Genomic DNA, 19505 nt, shown 5'->3' on the forward strand with positions numbered 1-19505 from the left:
TACGCTCGGCACCACGCTGTTCACCGGCGTGCTGTTGGTGATGGCGGTGTAGGCCGAATAGGCGGTCGTCGTGTTGGAGTTGCCGTCGTTGGCGACCACCGCCACCCGCAGATATTTGTGCGCGTCGGACGTCGTCAGCGTGTAGCTGGCGCTGGTCGCTCCGCTGATCAGGGTCAGGTTGGTGCCGCTGTTGTCGTCGGCCCGGTACCATTGATAGCTGTAGCTCAGCGTGTCGCCGTCCGGGTCGCTCCAGTTGCCTGTTCCCCCGGTCAGGGCGTTGCCCACCGTCGCCGTGCCCGTCACGCCCGGCACCACGCTGTTCACCGGTGGGCCGTTGCCCGCTGCCGCAACCTGCGACGAGTAGACCGACGTGGCCGTCTGGGTGCCGCCCTGTCCGTCGTTGGCGGTCACCACCACGCGCAGGTACTTGTGGCCGTCCGAACTGGTCAGCGTGTAGCTGGAACTCGTCGCGCCGCTGATCGCGGTCAGGTTGGTGCCGCTGTTGTCGTCTGCCCTGTACCATTGGTAGCTGTAGGTCCGGCCATCGCCGTCGGCATCGCTCCAGGTGCCGTTGGTGGTGCTCAATGCGTTGCCGACCGTCGCCGTGCCCGACACGCTCGGCACCACGCTGTTCACCGGCGCGCTGTTGGTGATGGCGGTGTAGGCAGCGGTCGCCGTCTGGGTGCCGCCCTGTCCATCGTTGGCGGTGACCACCACGCGCAGATACTTGTGGGCATCGGACGTGGTCAGCGTGTAGCTGGCGCTGGTCGCACCGCTGATCGCGGTCAGGTTGGTGCCGCTGTTGTCGTCTGCCCTGTACCATTGGTAGCTGTAGGTCCGGCCATCGCCGTCGGCATCGCTCCAGGTGCCGTTGGTGGTGCTCAATGCGTTGCCGACCGTCGCCGTGCCCGACACGCTTGGCACCACGCTGTTCACCGGCGCGCTGTTGGTGATGGCGGTGTAGGCCGAATAGGCGGTCGTCGTGTTGGAGTTGCCGTCGTTGGCGACCACCGCCACCCGCAGATATTTGTGCGCGTCGGACGTCGTCAGCGTGTAGCTGGCGCTGGTCGCTCCGCTGATCAGGGTCAGGTTGGTGCCGCTGTTGTCGTCGGCCCGGTACCATTGATAGCTGTAGCTCAGCGTGTCGCCGTCCGGGTCGCTCCAGTTGCCTGTTCCCCCGGTCAGGGCGTTGCCCACCGTCGCCGTGCCCGTCACGCCCGGCGCCACGCTGTTCACCGGTGGGCCGTTGGAGGAGGAGCCGCCGCTGACGGTGATCTGGCTGGTCCGCGCGGTGCTGGTTGTTTCGCCGTCGTTGACGGTGATCGTCGCGGTGCGGGTGCCCGCGGTGGCGCTGCCGGCGGTGTTCTTGTACTGGATCAGCTGGATCACCGCCTGATACCCCGCCACGCTGGCGGCGCCCCGCAGGGTGATCGTCGACGAGTCGTTGCCGGTGACGCTGATTCCGTAGGTCTTGGCCGTCGCCACGGATGCCGTAAGCATGCTCAGGACTTCCGCCGCGCCGTCCGACGTGCCGGATAGGGTGATGGTGGCGCCGAGCAGGCGCGTGTCGCTGTCCGTCTGGGTCAGGGCGGCATTGGGAGCGATCAGCACACCGGAGGAGGGCGTGGAGGTGGTGACGGACTCCCCGGTACCGGTGCCCGCCCCGTTCAGGTCGACCGACGGCTCGCCCGCGTTCCAATGCACCTCATAGGCGCCGAGGTCGAGGGCGCCGTCGCGGATGCGGTCGATGCCGCGGATGTCGTAGCTGCCGCCGTAGCGGTTCGTGTTGCTGCTGTCGCCGGCGTTGAGGAAGGTCGTCGCGGTCGAGGCCGGACGATAGTCGCGCAGGCTCTTGGTGGCGTTGGTGGAGTCGACGAAGATCGCGTTGCCGGTTATGGCGCCCTGGTAATTGCTTCCTGTGTTGAGGGTGACCTTGCCGCTGTTGTAAATGATCGCGTTCGGGTCGGAGAAGTTCGTTGTGCCAAGTTTTCCCGAGTTTCCGGCAATGATCGTGTTGTAGACATTGACCGTGGCCGTGCCCGTCGATCCGCCGTAATAGGTGCCGATCGCCGCGGTCTGGATGGCGGCAGCCGCGGTATCGTTGTTGATGTAGCTGTTGTTGGCAATGGTGACGTTCCGGATATTGGCCGTAAAGGCCGACGTGGTGCTTTGCACCATGATGACGCCACCCGGATAAGAGACCGAGGCTGCGCCAGCATTCATCAGGTATGTGTTGTCGACAAAGAGGCTGTTTTCGATCGTGGTCGTTCCTGTCACCAATGATTTTATCGTCGAGAAAGCAGCGGTCCCGACCACAACGCTCGAATTCTCACGGAATACGGAATTTTTGACTGTCAAATCTGTGGCTGTATTTGCTGTAGCGATGATGTTGCTTAAATTATTTTTGAAGGTCACGCCATCAACTACGAGAGACCCGTTCTGCAACATCAGAAGGCCCTGGTTACCAAGCGAGGTGTAAAATCGCTCGAAGACCAAATTCTTGACCGTCAGCGTCTTGCCTGTCGCGTTGAAGGAGATGCCCCGGTAGTCACTCGACGTTGTTGTATTGTCACCATTGTCGCCGGAGATCGTGATATCGGCGATACCGTCGCCATCCACGTCGCCGTTGATCGTGAAGTCCTGAGCCGCCGCCGCCACAAGGGCCGTCGTGTTGCCCAGGGAAACCGTGCCGGACGTCAGCGTCGAGCTGAACTCGATCACGTCCCCGGCGGCCGCGTTCACGATCGCGTTGTTCAGCGTCCCGGCCCCCGTTCCAGTCGCCGTGGTGACGACGACGGTTGTCAGGCGACCGGTGAAGCTGTCCATGGAGGAGCGGGCGAAGGGATTCGTCGCCTCGATGGCTCCGCTCTGCACCTCCAGCGTCCAGTTCTGCCCGGCGGCGTTGCCGGTCTCGTCGTTGGACACCGCCACGTCGGCGCCGGTGAGCCGATGGACCGTCTGAACGAACTTCTGCCCCGCCTGTCCGGCGCCGACGTTGCAGGCATAGAAAAGAATGTCGCCGCCGGGCTTCAGCGCGGCGCCGATCGCCTGGAGATCCTGCCCACGGTTCGCCAAGCCGTCCGCCCAATAGGAGCGGCCGGCGATATAAAGATGGCCTTCGTTGCCGTGACTGACGACCTGGACCGAATCCAGGCCGGACATCCCGGACAGGGCGTCCGCCATCTGGCCCAGCGCTTCCTTCTGGGGATCGAGCAGGACGACCTTGGCATCGGGGGCGATGTCCTTGATCAGCGTCTGGTAGTCGGGCACCGACGTATCGACGAACACCACCGACCGGTAGCTTTGCTCGTTCTGCGGCTGCGCGTCCGAGGGCAAGCCCGGAGCGGGGAAAGACGCCCTGTCGGCCGCCGGCGCATCCGGTGCCTGTGGCGTCGCCGCGGCATCGGGTTGCAAGGCGTCGGTGGCATGCGGCTGGCTGTCAGGCGTCGGTTGGTCAGGCTGGACATGCTGCTCTGCCGCCGTCGCCGCACCGGCGGCGTCGAACATGAAGCGCGGCTCCAGCGCCATGGCAAACGATGGGGTCGGTTTGCGCGCCATGCCGGAACCCTTCTTCCCGCCAACGCCCTTCGCATTCCAAATCCGCATAGTATCCCCCACCGCTAGACCGCCCGGTCCCATGCCGAAATCGATTATCTATGAGTGTGCAAAGTGGGTAAAAATACCCTTTATCTGGCGCATAGCAATAGCTTGAAAATCCAAATTGAAGCTGTCATCCGGACATTTTTTGGATATCTGCACGCATGTTGTGTAAAGTTGTTTCATCAAGAGACAAATGGTTTTAAGTCCTATACATATGACAATTTTGTCATAATCGCGTCGGCCCATCATTGGTCGGGGTCTGGCTCAGGGTCTTTTCCGTGCTGCATCAGGCACTTGCAGTCACAGCGGCAAAACCGGATTTGGATTGGAAATCCCGATTTCCGCCATTCCGGCCGGATGAAAACCGCGTGGAAAAATGATTTGATATCAATGATTTATTCCGAGAGAGGCCCCCAATTGTACGGTAGGGATCGGGACGCCGCATGGGAGAAGCGCCCCGGTCCACCGGACGGAGCCGGGGCGCTCCGTATCAATCACGCGACGGGAAATAGCCCAGCATGAAGATGAAGAAGAACAGCGACTGGTAGGGTTGCAGGTTGTTGAGCGGGACCGGGGTGGACACGACGCCTCCTCCCGGGCTCACCTGCACGGTGGCGCCCGTGGGGCCTCCGCTGACCGTAGCCTGCGTGGAGAGCGCCCCCATCAGCGAGCTTCCAGTGGGTGGCGTCGGCAGGTTGGCGGCGTGGATGTACGGTCCGTCGACGGTCACGTCGGTGCTCGGGTCGATGAACGGTCCGCCCAGCACGGCAGGAATGGAGGACGGGATGTTGCTGGTGCCGACCGCGGGGTTCAGCGGCACGGTGACTGTCGCGTTGAACGGAACGGTGCCGCCCGCGCTGCCGCCCTGGAAGGTGGCGCCGTGGGTGTGCGCCGGCAGGTTGTTTCCGATGATCCCCGTGAACTGCGAGCCGCCCGCATTGCCGGTGTTGATCGTGCTGCTGGTGTAGGGGCTGGTGCCCGGCCCCACCATCACGCGGCCGCGCAGGTCCGGCAGATTGAACGTCGAGTTGTTCGATGCGCTGCCGAAGGCCCCGGCCGTGATCGCCCACAGGGCCTGGAATTGAGCGGAGTTCACCGCCTGCCCCAGGCATTGCTGCGTGTTCACGGGGGCAAAATTGCCGGCGAATGGAAAGACGGATCCTATGTAGAAATCCATGGCGAAATCTCCGGTGGAAACGATGCGCTGGGACGGACGGTGCGCGGTGTCGTGCGAAGGCGCCTGGCTGCCGGGGCTCAGTTCAGGATCAGCTCGAAGCAGCCCCGCTCGGGGTCGCGCGGAATGACGCGCACGATGTAGAATGGCCCCAGCGGTCCCATCGTCGGATGGTCGATCTGGAAATTGCCGTTCCACAGCTGGCTGGGGCCGTAGGTTTCGAACAGAGCCGAAAAGGACGTGCGTTTCGCCCAGCGCGGCGTGCATTCCGGACGAACCGTCAGCTTCGTCAGCTCGACGTCCATGATCACGGACCCGTCTTCCGGGGCCAGGAAGCGGAACGTCTGGCCGAGATGCGGGGCGAACATCTCGTGAGAGATGGTGGCAATGTCGATGGTCATCTCAAAGGTCCGGGCTCAAGTTCTGAAATCACGGCTGTCGTTCCGATCATGCGGAGCCAACGCGCCGCGTCCGTCCATCCGGTGTTCGACGATCGGGGAAGACGTCCGGATCAGTCGCGCATCGGGAAGATGCCGCTGGTGACGATCAGCATGGTCAGTGCCAGATAGGGCTGCATGTTGTTCACCGGAGACGGGTTGGTGACGCCGCCGCCCGCCGCGATGCTGACCGTGCCAGTCAGTCCGCCCATCGTAACGGTGCCGGTGGCCGAACCGACCAGGGCGGAGCCGTTCGGCGCGGTGCCGGAGCTGTAGGGGCCCTCCATGGTGATGCCGGAGCCGTTGGGGTCGTTGATTTGAAAGGCGCCCAGATAGTTGCTGCCGCTCGCCGGGATGTTGCTGCCGCCGACGACGGTGCTCAGCGGGATGGCTGCGGCGGCGGTGACGGTCGCGCTGGTGCTGCTGCCGACCGGAGTGAAGGTCGCGGCGTGTGTGTGCGCCGGCAGGTTCTGCTTGGTGAGCGTGTTGTTCGCGACGCCGCCGAAGTTCCCTGGATTGAGCGTCTGGTTGTTGAGATAGGGGCTGGTGCCCGAGCCGACCATCACGCGGCCGCGCAGGTCCGGAAGGTTGAAGTTGGTCGTGCCGTTGCCGCCATACATCGCGCCGGTGATCGCGAAGAGGGCCTGATTCTGACCGACCTGCATCTGCTGGCCCAAGCACTGCGCCGTGTATTGCGGAGCGTAGGCTCCGGTGAACGGGAAAACCAAACCGAGGTAAACTTCCATGGCGAAACCTCCTGAATATGAAACCCGTTGCGACGAGCTGTGAACGGCACCCCTCCGAGGACGCGTCACCACGTCGAATGCGATAAAAGCATGCAGGCACACTCTCTTATCAGGTTGATTGGGTGGCAATGGCCGATACAAAAAGTTACTTTTCTTCACAAAAATTTTTGATGATCCCGCCCTGATTGCATACTTTGATATGTATAATGGGCCGCGGCGCTTTCCGGTGAGCTATCCGGGGCGTCCCGCTAAGGGGCCCGTCCGTTTGTCTGTCCGGCAGCGCGGGAATCATTGCGCAGAGCGGCCGTTGCCTCTGTCGACCCGCATGACGCGCCGATGGGCCGGGTGGCGATTCTTGCGTTGGATGCGCGTCATCGGCTATGCAGAACCCTCGCATATGCTACCGGGAGGGGTGTGGCCGATGGCCGTTCTGAATGGGTCGCTGCCTCTGCTCGGCGGGCTGACGGTGCGTTTCCCGCGCCCGTCGGACGATGACTTCCTGCTGGGCCTGTTCATGGACGCGCGCCCCTGGCTGGGCAAGGCGCACCACGACCGCGACTTCATCCGGACGCTCTACGAACAGCAGTACAGCGCGCGGCGCATGGGGCAGGAAACCCGCTATCCGGAACATCTCGACTTCGTCATCGAGAAGACGGGACAGCCGGTGGGACGGATCGTCATGGATCTCGGCCGCTACGACTGGCGGGTGTCGGAGGTGGAGATCCATCGTCTGGCGCGCGGCAAGGGCATCGGTACCGATCTGCTGCGCAGCTTTCAGGGAACTGCGGCGCAGATGCGCATTCCGATCACCCTGTCGGTGGCCGAGGTGGATACGCGCGTCCACTGGTTCTACCACCGGCTTGGCTTCGATCTTCTGGCGAAGACGTCTCCGTCGCTGGAACTGATCTGGCTTCCGCCGGGCCATCCCGGTATTCAGCACCTGCCGCCGCAGATCCTGCCCGCCCAGATGCGGCCGGGCGGAGCCTCCTGACCTGACCCCGACGGTCGGCAGTGACGGCCGGGCGGACCGATGTCGCGGAGGTTGAACGCACCCCCTCGCTCCATGGCTCCGCAAGCTGGGTGGAATTGATGAGGTCGACCTGGAACGCCGCTGTGCCCTGGTGGCAGGCGTTCCGCCAAGGACGTCTGCACAAACGGCAGCGCTTGCGCTATGATCGGGGAACAATCCTCGGAAAAGAGAGCCTCCGATGCGTGCCCACATCCGCCCCACCCGTATCGCTGCCGTTGCTGTGCTTGCGCTGTCCACCGCACTGGCCGGCTGCCAGACCGGCTCGATGGGGACCAAGGAGGGGGTCGGCACCGTCGGCGGCGCCGTCGCCGGCGGCCTGATCGGGTCGCGCTTCGGCGGCGGTTCGGGCAAGCTGGTGGCGGTCGGCATCGGCACGCTCTTGGGCGCCTTCGCCGGCCGCGAGATCGGCGCCTCGCTCGACCACGCCGACCAGCAATATGCAGACCGCGCCGCCTATCAGGCCTACAGCGCGCCCATCGGCCAGCGGATCAGCTGGAACAACCCGCAGTCCGGCAACCAGGGCACCGTCGTGCCGGTCCGCGACGGCTATGACGGCTCCGGCTCCTATTGCCGCGAGTTCCAGCAGACCATCGTCGTCGGCGGCCGCACCGAACAGGCCTTCGGCACCGCCTGCCGCCAGCCCGACGGGTCGTGGAAGATCGTGGGGTAGGGGAGCAGGAGGGAGCGACGGCTTTTCTGCGTCCACTTGCCGACCTCCGCTTGACAAAGGAAGATGGGCGGCGCTTCCCGTCGCTCCCTCTGTCTAACGATCCCGGCCAGCTCCTATGAACCTGTCCACCATTCTCGACCGCCAGCCTCTGCTGGTGTCGTTCGACGTCTTCGACACCCTCCTGCTGCGCCGGTTGGAGCAGCCTGGCGACCTGTTCGAGGTGGTGGGAGAGCGGGCGCGCGCCGCAGGGCTGATCGATCCTGGATTGACGCCCGTGCTGTTCCGTCTGGCACGCGAGGAAGCGGAGCGCCGGGCAAGGACAAGGGTCGCAAGCGCAGAGGTGGGGCTCGCGGCCATCCATGCCGAACTTCGCCACCTCCTGTCCGAAACGGTCGATCCGGCGATGCTGGCCGCCCTGGAACTGGAGGTGGAGGCCGAATGGATCTTCGCCAATCCTCTGCTGCTGACCGTGCTGCAAGACCTGTCGGCAGCCGGGGTTCCGGTGGTCCTGCTGTCCGACATGTATCTGGAACCTGCCGATCTGGCGCGGCTGCTGACGGGAGCCGGGATTGGGCCGGAGCTTTATGGCCGCCTTCATGTCTCCGGTGTCGAAGGCTGCTCGAAACGGGATGGCGGCCTGTTCCGGCTGCTGCTGGCCACCCATCCAGGGATCCCTCCCGGACGCATCATCCATATCGGGGACGATCCGTTGGGCGACATCGCCATGGCGCGCGCCGCCGGGGTGGAGGCGATCCATTATGTGCCGGGACCAGGACTGACGCGCCTGCGCGAGCGAGAGCGCAGCGTGATGGGGCTGGTGGGCGAGGCATCCCCCCCGCCCCGGCGGCTGGCCGCACTAGCCGGACAGGAAGACGGGGCAGACGAGGCCTTCCCGCTGGAGTTCGGCGCCCTGGTGTTGGGACCGGCGGTGGCGGAATATTGCCGCTGGGTGGTTGAGGAATGCCGGCGCCAGAACATCCGCCGCATCGCCCCGCTGATGCGCGAGGCTGTGCTGTTCGCCCCGTTGATGCGCGACTGGATCGCCCATCGCGGCTATGACATGGAGGTGGTGGCGCTCCACCTGTCCCGTCAGGCGCTGATGCCGCTGGAGTTGGCAGGGTTGGACGCCGCTGCGGCCCGCCGCATCCTGGGGGAAAGGCCGCATCTGCCCTGGGACAGGCTGCTGGTCCAGGCGGGTGGGACGGTGTCGGCAGCTTTGCTGGACCTCGCCGGACTGACGCTGGAAGAACTTCTGGCCAAGCCGGCGACGGATGGAGGGAGTGCCGTTGACCGGGTGCTGACCCTGTTCGATGATCCGGAGCTGCGTTTCCGCGCCGCACGTCTGGCGGAGGAGGCGCGTGAGCGGCTGCTCGACTATCTGGCGCAGGTCCTGGGGCGGGAAGAGCCGGTGGCGCTGGTCGATCTTGGCGCGCGCGGCAGCACGCCCGCCGCGGTGGCCCGGCTGCTGCCGGAGGGGCGGCGGCGCTGCCGCATCTTCCTGGCCTATGCGGTTGCCGACATCGTCGCCGCCCTTGCCGACGGCATCAGAGTCCAGATTTTTGCCGGACAGGACAGGACGGGGATGGCCCTGGGCCGGGTGCTCTATCGCAGTCCGCAAATCCTGGAACGGGTGCTGACCGGGCTGGACGGCACGACATTGGGTCATCGGCGGGATGCCGATGGACGGGTGGTTCCGCTTTTGGCCCAACCTCCAGCGGCTGGGGAGGAGCGGCAGCTTTTGGCTCTGCTGCAGCAGGGCATTCGCCGCTATGCCGGCCTGATGACCGCCGTCTATCCGGCACGGGGGGAGACGGTGGCGGTGACGGGGGTGCAGGCCCTGCTGCCGTTGGCCGCGACCCTGCTGCGGCCGACCGGACTGGAGGCGGACATCCTGGGCGGCCTTGCCTATGACCAGAATGACGGCACGGACGGAGAGCGCATCCTCTGCGATGCCACGGCTTTGGCAACCGTGCAGCCGCTGATAGAGATGGGGGAGGGGCCGGTCTTGGCCCTGGCTCTGGGATTGCGCCCGGCTCTTGCCCCCTGGCCGCAGGGCGCATTGACCCGCCTGGTTCCCGGGATCTTCCACCAGCCGGCTGATCGGCTGGGGCTGGAAGGCGGGCATGGCCCGGTTTGCCGGGCACTGGTGGAGCGGTTGCGGGGACGGACGGACGGCCGCTTCGGCATCCTGGCCGTGGGCGGCGATGGTGGGATGGGGCCGGACTTCATCCGCTATGCCCGCGAGGCCGAACTGGAGCTTGCGGCCTATGCCGACCTGATGGGGCATCTCGTCCCGCCCCCCTTGTTCCATGGGGTGCCGGTGCGGGACATGGGCGAAATGGCCGGCTTGGAGTTGCCTCTGGTGCTGGTGACGCTGGGCTATGCCGACCGGCTGGCGGTGCTGATGCGCGATCAAGCTGTGGCCGGCGGACTGTCGCCGCCGCGCCTGATCACCCTGGGCCGACCGGACTTGGAGCGGGCCTGATCAGGCATTGGCATCGCAAAAGGGCCTCTTGTTGCGATGCCGATGCTTCCCTTGGCAGCCGTGAGGGCGCATCTATGGGATCATTGAGCCAAAGAGGTTGCGGCAAGCGGTCAGCACCTCGTTTACAGTGACGGCTGCAATGCAATGCGGGCTGTCGACCACACAGCCCTGCGCACAACGGGGATCAGATGGCTGTGCCGGTTGAACAATGACGGTGCGCACTCCCAATGGGCCAAAGCGTTGGGGATCATTGTCGTGCATGGGAGACGCTCCGTGGGGGTGGCACGAGATCTCCACCACGGGGATGCCAGCCGCCGCCGCCAGATGCAACGGGCCTGAGTCGTTTCCAACAAACCCTTGCAGATAGGACAACAGCGCCACCGACTGCCGTAAGGTCGTCCTGCCGCACATGTTGAGAACTTGGCGACGCAAGCCTGCGTCCACACCAGCCACAATGGCTTCGCCAATCGGCCGGTGTTGCGCGGCACCCAACAGAAAAATCCGCGCCCTTGGGTTGGTACAGAGGGTTTGCGCCACAGCGGCGAAGCGGTCCGCTGGCCAGCACCGCCGGCCATTTTGCGCACCAATGCCAAAACCAACCCCCTGGATGGCCTGTCCTCCCGCCTCCCAAAGCAGCGCCATCGCGACGGCTTGGTCGTCTGGTGTCAGGGTCAGGGTGTAGCGCGGTGTTATGGGCGCGCCCCCCAACTGCTCAACCAACAGCCCCATCGCCTGCGCTTCATGGCAGGAGGTGTTCAGGATCAGTCGATCTGACCAACTAGCCTGATAGCCCGTGTTGAACCGTTCAATGTCCTGAACATAGCTAGAGGTAACGGCCATTATGCGGGGGACTTGGGCCAGGACAGCAAAGTGTAGGGCGAAATAATGATCAGCGGCTGGGCGCAGAATGACGGCTGCGGCGACGCCATGCAGAAAGCGGCGCACCACAGGCAACCAGCGTGCAAGATGGGCTGCGCCCTGGGCCGGGTTTTGGAGGCTGCCCCCCCCCTCGATGAACAGAGTGCGATCGACATCAGGGCAGGTTTCAATGAGATTCCGGACCTTGTCGGAACCCAAGTATCGGATCTCGCCCTGCCACGCACGGCGTAATGTCTGCAAGGCCGGTGTTGCCATCACAGCATCGCCGATCTCATCCAGCTTGATCACGGCCAAGGGAGCCGTATGGTCCAGCATAGGCTGTGGGGGAGGCGGCTCTACTGGCGGGAGTCGCTGGCAAAGCTCGGCGGTCAGATCGGATAACGCGGCATCGACTGTGGCCTTGTCAGCCTCCGCCATTTCTCCGTCCCAGACATGCGCGCTGGGAGCAGTGTGCCGCTCCAAAACAGACAGAGCCTGTGTCAACCGTGAGCTCACCGCCATGGTGGAGGACTGAACACTGTCCCGCAACAGAGGCAATGCCAGCGGACGGGATTTGTGGCAATCGCGTCCGCTCCATTGCAAAGGAGCCGGCAAAACCAGCCAGTCTTGGGGCAGGCGCCCTAGGCGCCCACCTGCAGTGAGATGGCGCCAAGCAATGACGTGACCCAACCAGCGGTCCAAAGCAATGGGAGTATTGGCACACAGATGGGCCAATCTCTCACCGCTCAGCAGTGCACCTGCCAGATAATGCTCTGGGCGGCGAAAGGATGGGGGGGCATACGCGCCAGATGGTGGACAGGGGAGGGCTGTTCGGACCAGACACAGGTCGGTGGCGATTGGGAACGATGCTTGTGGACAGACGAGCAGTCCGTCATCGGCCAAGCAGAGAAGTATCGTTTCTTCGGCAATTCCGCAACGGGACAACACCTCAGCGTCCAGTCCCGTCCTGGGGGCTGGCAGGACACGCGTGCGCTGATCAACAAGCTCATCAGCATCACCTCGGCCATCCAATACAACAACTGACCAGTCCGTGGGCAGACCGTCGCGCCAAGCGGCAATGACGGCTGCCGGCCAAGCGCCGGTTCCAATCAGCACATGGGGCATGCGTCGTCTCTGCCAGCCAGCCGGTTCTGCAAACGCTCATTCATAGCATCACGTCGACCATACCTATGGTTTCCACCAAAACGCCATGGTCGGCCGCCTGTGTCGTGATCGCGGCAAAGATGTCGTCCTCAAACTGGTTCGCGGCGATGATGAACCGCCGTGCACCGGCATCCAAGGCTTGGGAGAGGGAAAGGACAGGCACTCCAGTTACGCTTTGCCCCGGTTTGGCATTGGCATCACTGAACATGCCCACCGTCAAACCATGACGGTGGGCATAAGTCAGCACCGCATGTCCAATAACACCTGCTCCGGCGATGCAGACATTCTGCCAACCACGGCTGAGCGCGGCGGCGACCATGCGTCGGGCTGCATCATCATCCCGCCGCAGGCGCTCCTGCTCCCAGTCCGTTTCCAAATGACCAGGAATATAGGTATCAAGCCGCTTGTAAAGCTCATGTGACCAATAATGCTGTATATAGCGGCCTTTTCGACGTTGCAGAAATTGATCTGCTGGAAGATCAATCCGCTGCGCAATATTTTGCTTTTTGGAAATCAAAAATCCTTCAATCGCTAAATAGTCGATATCTGTATACAAGAAACATTCCAAGGCGTCCTGTGGTGTCTCTACAATCGTTTCTCCGTTCACATTAAAAGATGTGTTCATGATTACAGGAATGCCGGTCAAGCCCTGAAAAGCTTTGATAATTGCATACATGCCTGGATTGGCATCTTGTCTGACAGATTGCACGCGAGCCGTACCATCGACGTGAACCACAGCAGGGATACGGTCACGTTTGTCCGGTTTGACCGGACAGATCAGCAACATGAACTCCGACCGATCGGCGACGTCAAAATACTCATTCACAAACTCCGCCAGACAGGCAGGCGCAAAAGGACGGAACATTTCCCGATGCTTGATCCGGGCATTGAGAATGTCCTTCATCTCAGCATGCAGTGGACTTGCCATGATGCTGCGATGCCCCAAGGCACGCGGTCCAAACTCTGAGCGCCCTTCAAACCGGGCCACCACCTTGCCCGCAGCCAAATGTTGCGCCACAGTCCAGGCAATGTCCTCTGGCTCGTCCCACGTTAAGCCCAGCGCGCGCATACTGGCCAGCAGCTCATCAGGGCCATAGTCTGGTCCAAGAAAGACATGCTCCAATCGTCGACCGGGTCTGCACCGTCCTTTTTCGGCAGCGATGTGGAGTGCAGCTCCCAATGCCGTACCATCATCGCCAGAGGCGGGTTGAACAAAGATGTGCTTGAAGCCTGCCTGCTGATAAATCCGTTGATTCATCAGACCGTTCAGCCCAACACCGCCAGAAATGCACAGCGCGTCCACCTCAGAGGGAAGGCGGGCGCGCAGATTTTGGGCGAGCTGCACCCCGATCCCTTCGATAAAGCGTTGAAGGCTGCACGCAATATCGAAATGTCTGGGTTCGAACGGAGTGCCGGGAACGCGCGCGCCACCCAGCAGCCTCTTAAATTTGCGACTGATTCCAGGCCAGAACTCCCCTGGGCAGTAGGGCATTTCTTGGCGGATCAGTAGATCATCAAATGTCAGATGCAGCGCGCCGTTGTGATCGACCGCTCCCAAACCGGCAAACAGGTCAGCGTAGCGGGGAGTGCCGTAGGCCGACATGCCCATGACCTTGTACTCGTCCCCCAGCCAGCCGAAGCCGAGAAATTCGGTGAAGTTGCGATAGAGAAGTCCGAGGCTGTGTGGCCAAACAGTGTTCCCCAAACGCCGAATGCCTTGAGCACTCCCTTCCGCCAAGCTGATGGTCTCAAACTCGCCGTGACCATCGATGGTCAAGATGGCAGCCTGGTCAAAGCCGGAAGGGTAAAAAGCACTAGCGGCATGACAGTCGTGATGGCGCACTCCAATGACTTCAGCATCAGGAAACTGGCTTACCAAATACTTCTCGACGTCAGCAAGTTGGAAGTAACGGTTAAGATTCCAGCGAATACGGCGCAAGGTCTCTTCTTTGACATCCTCATCCATTCCCAAACGATCACAGAGGGCCGCCAAATACGTAAAGGGGTACATCATGGGGCGGCACACCGTGGCGTGCGGTGCCACTTCACAAATGGCTGTCTTCAATACAGTGGCGGCTTCGGCGGGCAAGGCGCTGTCCAACCAGCTGAACAGCTTTTCCTCTAAGATCAAAATTGGCGCGTAGTTGAAGGCAACATAACGCACGCGGCCCCATTGATGCCGGTCTGCCAAAGCCAAGATTTCGCGAATACATGCTGATGGGTACCCACCATCATGCTTGATGTTGGAAAAGCGTTCTTCCGTCATGCAAGCCAGACTGTCGCCCTCAAGCGACACCAGCGCTGCCGATGAGTCGTGGTACAGGCTGAGACCGAGGACAAGATCGCGCATGATGGGCACTCGTATGATGAGCTATCAGAACCCGGTCACGACCAGAACCGGCCTGGACGAGGGCTCGGTACATGGCCTGCCATGCCTTTATACCCTTCTGTTAGGTAATACCGAGCTGGGTGATAGTAGTCAGCGGGATTATTGCTGATCAGAAAGCGTGACGTCAGGCAATCTTTGCGAACAAAGAAGGCGTTTGTGCCATTCAAATTGCACCCCACCATTTGATAACCTTTTTCCTGTCCAAGGTCGAACAATGCAGAGAGACTAGCTCCTTGATAGTCATCCAATTTCCAAGAATGATCAGGATCATAATCAATGGTCCACCGCAATGGTGGTGGGAACTTGCCATTATACTCAATAATTGTTACTAGAGGATTGACAGCAGAAATATTTTCCCAAACGTAGTAGTCATTTCCGTCAATGTCCACACTTAGGACGCCTATTTCACCACTATAAGCATTGGAAATCAGGTCATTGATATTGTCTCTATTAATAAAGCTATTCATGAGTTTTAATTTTCCGTCAGAAATATATGCAGAAAAATTGTTGCGAATTGAAGCGCAGCTAACTGAACTGCCTTCAATCCAGAGCCCCTCCCACCCCTGCTTTAGAAGGAGGAGACTGTTGTTTTCCATTCCATCGCCAACACCAAACTCAACAAAGCGACGCGGGATTGGCCGCTCCAGGCGATTGATGATTTCCGCCAGGATTCCATCCTCGTCATGCTGGGAATAACATTTGTAGCCATGCCTCTCAACCCGTCGCGGGTCGGACAGCCGCGGCTCTGACAAAAGCTTGCGGATTTCAGCCTGACACAACAGGGTATGAATGTGCTCCAGGCGGCGGGTATTGGAAAGCAGATCACCAAGATGCGGAGCTATTTGTGTGGCAGAGGCTTGAGTCTCGGCCATATCGAGCACTTCGATATTGGCAGAAACACAGCCAGGAATGAGCTGAAGAAGAATTTCTTGCCGGAAAGACAAGGAACAAACCAAAACGACGTCAGCTCCGCTTTGGGGCAGAGCATCTGGATGGATAACAGGCAGGCCAAAAACGCCCTCCGAATTACCCTCTGGTGCACGATCAACAACAGCCACAAGATTCAGTCCTGCCAGAAATCCGGAGGTCAGCAATGCCTTTGTCAAGGAACCTGCTGGCGAGAGGCAAACCTGCCGCTGATCTCGAAGAAGATCAGGCAAAATATGAATTAATTTTTCCAAGACAAAATCTGGTATTTTGATCTGGTTATTAAAAGGTGATTTCATCATATTTACGGTCCTGTGTGAGATGTTGAAGGTCAACAAGAAGACATAGAAGAAGACGTGAATTTCCAAAATCTGCTGCAGGGAAATTAATAAGGATGGATTTCCGATATGTTGAATATCACATTTATATTTTCCTAGGCTGCTTTATCTTATTAAATTGTTCTACAAAAGGGGAACGACAGCTTTGGTTACCTGCTCAACAACCTGCTCGGAGGCTGCCCGAATGCAGGTGTGAGGCCAGCCTGGATAATCGAGATGCCAATTTTCTCCATCATCGGGCACCCAAATCACACTGGGCACTCGATATGCGGAGGCAATGTGGGCACTGGCAGAACGCGGCGCCATCACCAGACGCGCATGCCGAACCGCACGGAGCATAGTCATTTCATCCCCCATTCCCAAGGGAATAACCCGTTGTAGCGCGATGCTCTGATCAGGCTTCCCAACCAAAACGACCGGAAGTGGACACTGGTCGATGATTTGTTGCAAGGCACTGTTTGACAGATTGGGACGAGCCCAATTGGCAGCGGTCTGCAACACGGCATACCGGCCCGGCTCCAATCCAGGCAGTGGGGGAACGAGCGGCAGGTCTAGATTGGGTAAGGCGTCGAAGTCTAAGCCTATACCCAAATAATAGCATCCCAGATAATTCCCTGCGGGTGATGTGTCTTTCTGCCTATGAAACAAAGAGGAGTTTTCCGGTATCACCAACCCATTATGCCCATGGATCAGGAGGGTATCGGAGTAAGCTGTTGCTATATCCTTCAAATACCGGAAGTGCACACGGTGCATGGGAAAGCGACGGGAGAATTCGCGAGCTGTGCTCAGCGCGCACAACCGATCGCCCAATCCCCAACCAGCGGGAATGGTGATGGTCAAGTCGCGCGGCAACGCTTGATCTTCGCCGACCCGCTTGGCCAACGTCTGACGGAAATCCAGATGTGCCGCCAACTCACTCCGGTAAGCCCGCTGGTCATAACGGTCACAAAGGGAAACGAGTTCAAATCCCAATCTTTGCGCTTCCGGTGTGAGGGTTCGCAAGATGTCCCCCCCATACCGGGTATGGGCAACCACCACAGCGTCGGGTCGCAGTCGCTCAATGTCATCATACGCAAAGACGTCCAGGTTTCCGATGATCTCACCCCGCTTCGCCACGTTGCGATCCAACGTTCCCAAAATGGTCGTCCCCAGGAACGCACCGCGCAGATACAGCACAGTCACCAGATCACAATGGGGAGCGATCAGAATGCGCGCACCCCGCTCGGAAAGCCGCGCCAAGTGCTGGCAGGCGTCATCAAGAACCACCTGAGGGGGCGGCATAAGCTCATTTTCGACAAAATAGACCATGCGGTCTTATTCCCTATCTCGTGCAGTCCACGTGATGCCGTCAGTCGAGATATCCGCCCAAAACGACCAGCTCCAATCCCTTTTCGCGCCAATGTCTCTGATCGAAGTAAATTTCTGAGCTGTAGGCGGGAGAAAAAACGAACATCAGATCAGGAGCAAAGGCACCAATTTCATCGTAGGAGACAACAGGGATGCCATGACTGGATGTTTTCCCCCTGGGCTCCCGATCAGCCAGGGCCACCACGTTCACGTCTCTCAAGGCGGTATTTTCCAACAGCTTGAGGATCATTGGATTGGTTGGAGCCAGCACCACACGCCGCTTATCGCGAGCCCATTCGCCAGCCCAGGCATTGATGCGCTCCGCGATACCGAACAGAGAATCAGAGACAGGACCAGCGCACCGATCGCACAAGGACAGCTTGCCGTTTACCCCATCTTTCAGTTGCCGTTGCATTTCACGATGGCGATGACCGTGCCAAATCGCACCAATATCCTCGTCAGGAACTTTGCCGATCGGTTGTTCGCCCTTTGCATCCCAACAGCACGGCACACAGGTGCCATCGACCAAAATACAGAGTTCTGTCTTGAGCTTGACGCAATTGCGGCGGTTTTCAACCTCATCTTCCGGCAAGAACAAGGTCAGATCACCCCCATTGGGGTGCTTGTCTGTACGCTTTTCAATAAATTTTACGTTCTGATGGCGGCCAAAATGCTCAGCCATCATTGAGAAATCTTCATCTTGATTGTATGATGTCCGCAAAAATTGGACAACGATTGTGGTATTGCTGCCGCGACGCTCATTCTCCCGAATAAACTTCGAAATGTTGTCCTTTACCTTTTCAAAATGATTGTTATTTCTAATTCTTCTGTAGGCTTCTGGTTGCATACTGTCCAAGCAGCAGAGAACATAGCTGGCATTTTCCAGCAAGAGATCAATTTTTTCATCGTTCAACAGAATAGCGTTGGTCGAGACCCGGCCAGGACCATAGCCATGCTCTTTAAAGTAACTCAATGCCTCGCGTAGGTATGGGTAGGCTAGCGTCTCGCCGAAGTGATGAAACCAATGAATAGGCATCTGATTGACCCAAGATTGGTCCACAATGGTCTTGAAAAGGTCAAGATCCATATGCCCAATGTTTCGATTGAGGCCGGCAGGCCGCGCGCACATCGCACAGTCGATATTGCAGACATTGGTGATCTCGACCTGAAACAGACCTGGAGGTGCAACACGGAAGCTCATAGTTATGTTCTCCTATCAGGCCTGACTTTGGCCGAGGGAAGGCTGACCATGCGATTGGTATAGGGCAAAAAATGCGAGGATGTCACGAGGTCACAATGAGATTTGATTCTACTACGGTATAAATGTCGCTTTTGTTAACAATAGCGGCATTGGTTGAGGCCATGGTGCGCCCCTCCTCCGCGGCAGATGACACGCGCCTGAAGAATGTCGAGTTTGCAACGGCCATACGTTTGCCGCTGCATGCAGCGTTTTCCCCCTCGGCGACGGCAGCGGATGCTGGTGATGATCCTGGTTGAAATCCGTACCCCTCTGCCGAGCACCGCCTTGTGACCGAGCGGGGAAGCTGAATCATGGGGCCTGTCCCTATGGCTATCCCTATGGCAGTCCCTATGACTATCCAACGCGTCGAGGTGATTACGGGTCTGGAGAAGCGGCGGCAGTTCACTGATGAGGAGAAGCTGCGGCTGGTCGAAGAGGCGTTCCGGCCCGGCGTCAAAGCGACCGAGGTTGCCCGACGCCAAGGCGTGGACGTCAGCCTGCTGTATCGCTGGCGCCGCCAGTTCTTCGGTCAGCAACCCCGGCTGCCGGCCTTCATGCCGATCACCGTCGCCACCGATGAGCCGTCGCTAGAGGACGCGCCGGAACCGACCCCAGCCTCCTGCACTCCGCCCGACGGCATCATTGAGGTTGAGTTCGCTGCGGCCCGCCTGCGGATCACCGGCCCGGCCGATCCGGCTCTGGTCGGAACGGTGATCGCCGCGTTGTCGGGGTGGTCAGCATGATCCCGGTGCCGTCAGGCGTGCGGGTCTGGCTGGTCGGCGGGGTCACCGACATGCGTTGTGGAATGAACTCGCTGGCGCTGAAGGTCCAGGAAGGGCTTGGCCGCGACCCTCATGCCGGCGATCTATACGTCTTCCGTGGGCGTCGCGGCGACATGGTGAAGTGCCTGTGGCACGATGGGCTCGGCATGTCGCTGTACGCGAAGAGGCTTGAGCGAGGCCGCTTTATTTGGCCCAGTCCGGCTGACGGAGCCGTGGCCATTTCCGCGTCTCAGCTCGCGTATCTGCTCGACGCAATCGACTGGCGCAATCCCCAGCAAACCTGGAGGCCACGCTCGGCCGGATAGGCTGCGGCACAGT

At 60.3% G+C, this 19505-nt stretch carries 15 protein-coding genes; 6 read left to right on the top strand and 9 right to left on the bottom strand.

Going from position 1 to position 19505, the window contains the following annotated elements; translation table 11 throughout:
- The 4 genes from TSH64_RS01555 to TSH64_RS01570 form a co-directional block, all read right to left on the bottom strand.
- The coding region (locus TSH64_RS01555) for a DUF4347 domain-containing protein (protein ID WP_247872698.1) at positions 1–3558 on the bottom strand (3558 nt) is incomplete at its 3' end.
- Positions 3559–4090: 532 nt separating this feature from the next.
- Positions 4091–4777, bottom strand: coding sequence for a tail fiber protein (locus tag TSH64_RS01560; RefSeq protein ID WP_109095379.1), 687 nt, complete (start codon positions 4775–4777; stop codon positions 4091–4093).
- Between the two features lie 77 nt (positions 4778–4854).
- The gene (locus TSH64_RS01565; protein WP_109095380.1) at positions 4855–5175 is read right to left on the bottom strand and encodes a hypothetical protein; all 321 of its coding nucleotides are present in this window, start codon (positions 5173–5175) and stop codon (positions 4855–4857) included.
- Between the two features lie 110 nt (positions 5176–5285).
- Complete coding sequence (locus tag TSH64_RS01570) at positions 5286–5957, bottom strand: tail fiber protein (RefSeq protein WP_109095381.1); 672 nt, start codon at positions 5955–5957, stop codon at positions 5286–5288.
- Between the two features lie 421 nt (positions 5958–6378).
- Between TSH64_RS01570 and TSH64_RS01575 the strand changes: the two genes are divergently transcribed.
- The 3 genes from TSH64_RS01575 (at position 6379) to TSH64_RS01585 (ending at position 10142) form a co-directional block, all read left to right on the top strand.
- The gene (locus tag TSH64_RS01575; protein ID WP_109095382.1) at positions 6379–6948 is read left to right on the top strand and encodes a GNAT family N-acetyltransferase; all 570 of its coding nucleotides are present in this window, start codon (positions 6379–6381) and stop codon (positions 6946–6948) included.
- Positions 6949–7165: 217 nt separating this feature from the next.
- Positions 7166–7657 carry an RT0821/Lpp0805 family surface protein gene (locus TSH64_RS01580; RefSeq protein WP_109095383.1) on the top strand — a complete coding sequence of 164 codons (492 nt, stop codon included), beginning with the start codon at positions 7166–7168 and terminating at the stop codon, positions 7655–7657.
- A gap of 115 nt (positions 7658–7772) precedes the next feature.
- Positions 7773–10142: an HAD family hydrolase gene (locus tag TSH64_RS01585; protein WP_109095384.1), complete on the top strand. Its 2370-nt coding sequence runs from the start codon at positions 7773–7775 to the stop codon at positions 10140–10142.
- A 72-nt stretch (positions 10143–10214) separates the two neighbouring features.
- Here TSH64_RS01585 and TSH64_RS35540 read toward each other — a convergent pair whose 3' ends face one another.
- Complete coding sequence (locus tag TSH64_RS35540) at positions 10215–11438, bottom strand: glycosyltransferase family 9 protein (protein WP_158285326.1); 1224 nt, start codon at positions 11436–11438, stop codon at positions 10215–10217.
- A 432-nt stretch (positions 11439–11870) separates the two neighbouring features.
- Between TSH64_RS35540 and TSH64_RS35545 the strand changes: the two genes are divergently transcribed.
- On the top strand, positions 11871–12044 hold the full coding sequence (locus TSH64_RS35545) for a hypothetical protein (protein ID WP_158285327.1): 174 nt from the start codon (positions 11871–11873) through the stop codon (positions 12042–12044).
- A 121-nt stretch (positions 12045–12165) separates the two neighbouring features.
- Here TSH64_RS35545 and TSH64_RS01595 read toward each other — a convergent pair whose 3' ends face one another.
- The 4 genes from TSH64_RS01595 to TSH64_RS01600 form a co-directional block, all read right to left on the bottom strand.
- On the bottom strand, positions 12166–14514 hold the full coding sequence (locus TSH64_RS01595) for a carbamoyltransferase C-terminal domain-containing protein (RefSeq protein ID WP_109095386.1): 2349 nt from the start codon (positions 14512–14514) through the stop codon (positions 12166–12168).
- Positions 14515–14549: 35 nt separating this feature from the next.
- The gene (locus tag TSH64_RS35205; protein WP_146207970.1) at positions 14550–15782 is read right to left on the bottom strand and encodes a hypothetical protein; all 1233 of its coding nucleotides are present in this window, start codon (positions 15780–15782) and stop codon (positions 14550–14552) included.
- Between the two features lie 159 nt (positions 15783–15941).
- Entirely contained in the window at positions 15942–17126 is a 1185-nt protein-coding gene (locus TSH64_RS35210) for a glycosyltransferase family 9 protein (RefSeq protein WP_146207971.1), read from the bottom strand.
- A 40-nt stretch (positions 17127–17166) separates the two neighbouring features.
- Positions 17167–18366 carry a radical SAM protein gene (locus TSH64_RS01600; protein ID WP_109095387.1) on the bottom strand — a complete coding sequence of 400 codons (1200 nt, stop codon included), beginning with the start codon at positions 18364–18366 and terminating at the stop codon, positions 17167–17169.
- A gap of 389 nt (positions 18367–18755) precedes the next feature.
- On the opposite strand from TSH64_RS01600, the gene TSH64_RS01605 reads away from it, so the two are divergent.
- Together TSH64_RS01605 and tnpB are read left to right on the top strand one after the other, a co-directional pair.
- A complete protein-coding gene (locus TSH64_RS01605; protein ID WP_158285328.1) occupies positions 18756–19148 on the top strand; it encodes a transposase in 393 nt (130 codons plus the stop codon).
- Complete coding sequence (gene tnpB / locus TSH64_RS01610; RefSeq protein ID WP_109095389.1) at positions 19145–19492, top strand: IS66 family insertion sequence element accessory protein TnpB; 348 nt, start codon at positions 19145–19147, stop codon at positions 19490–19492. Before TSH64_RS01605 ends, tnpB begins: the two co-directional genes overlap by 4 nt.
- The last annotated feature ends 13 nt before the right edge of the window (positions 19493–19505 follow it).

This window comes from Azospirillum sp. TSH64 (genome assembly GCF_003116035.1).
Classification (GTDB): Bacteria; Pseudomonadota; Alphaproteobacteria; order Azospirillales; family Azospirillaceae; genus Azospirillum.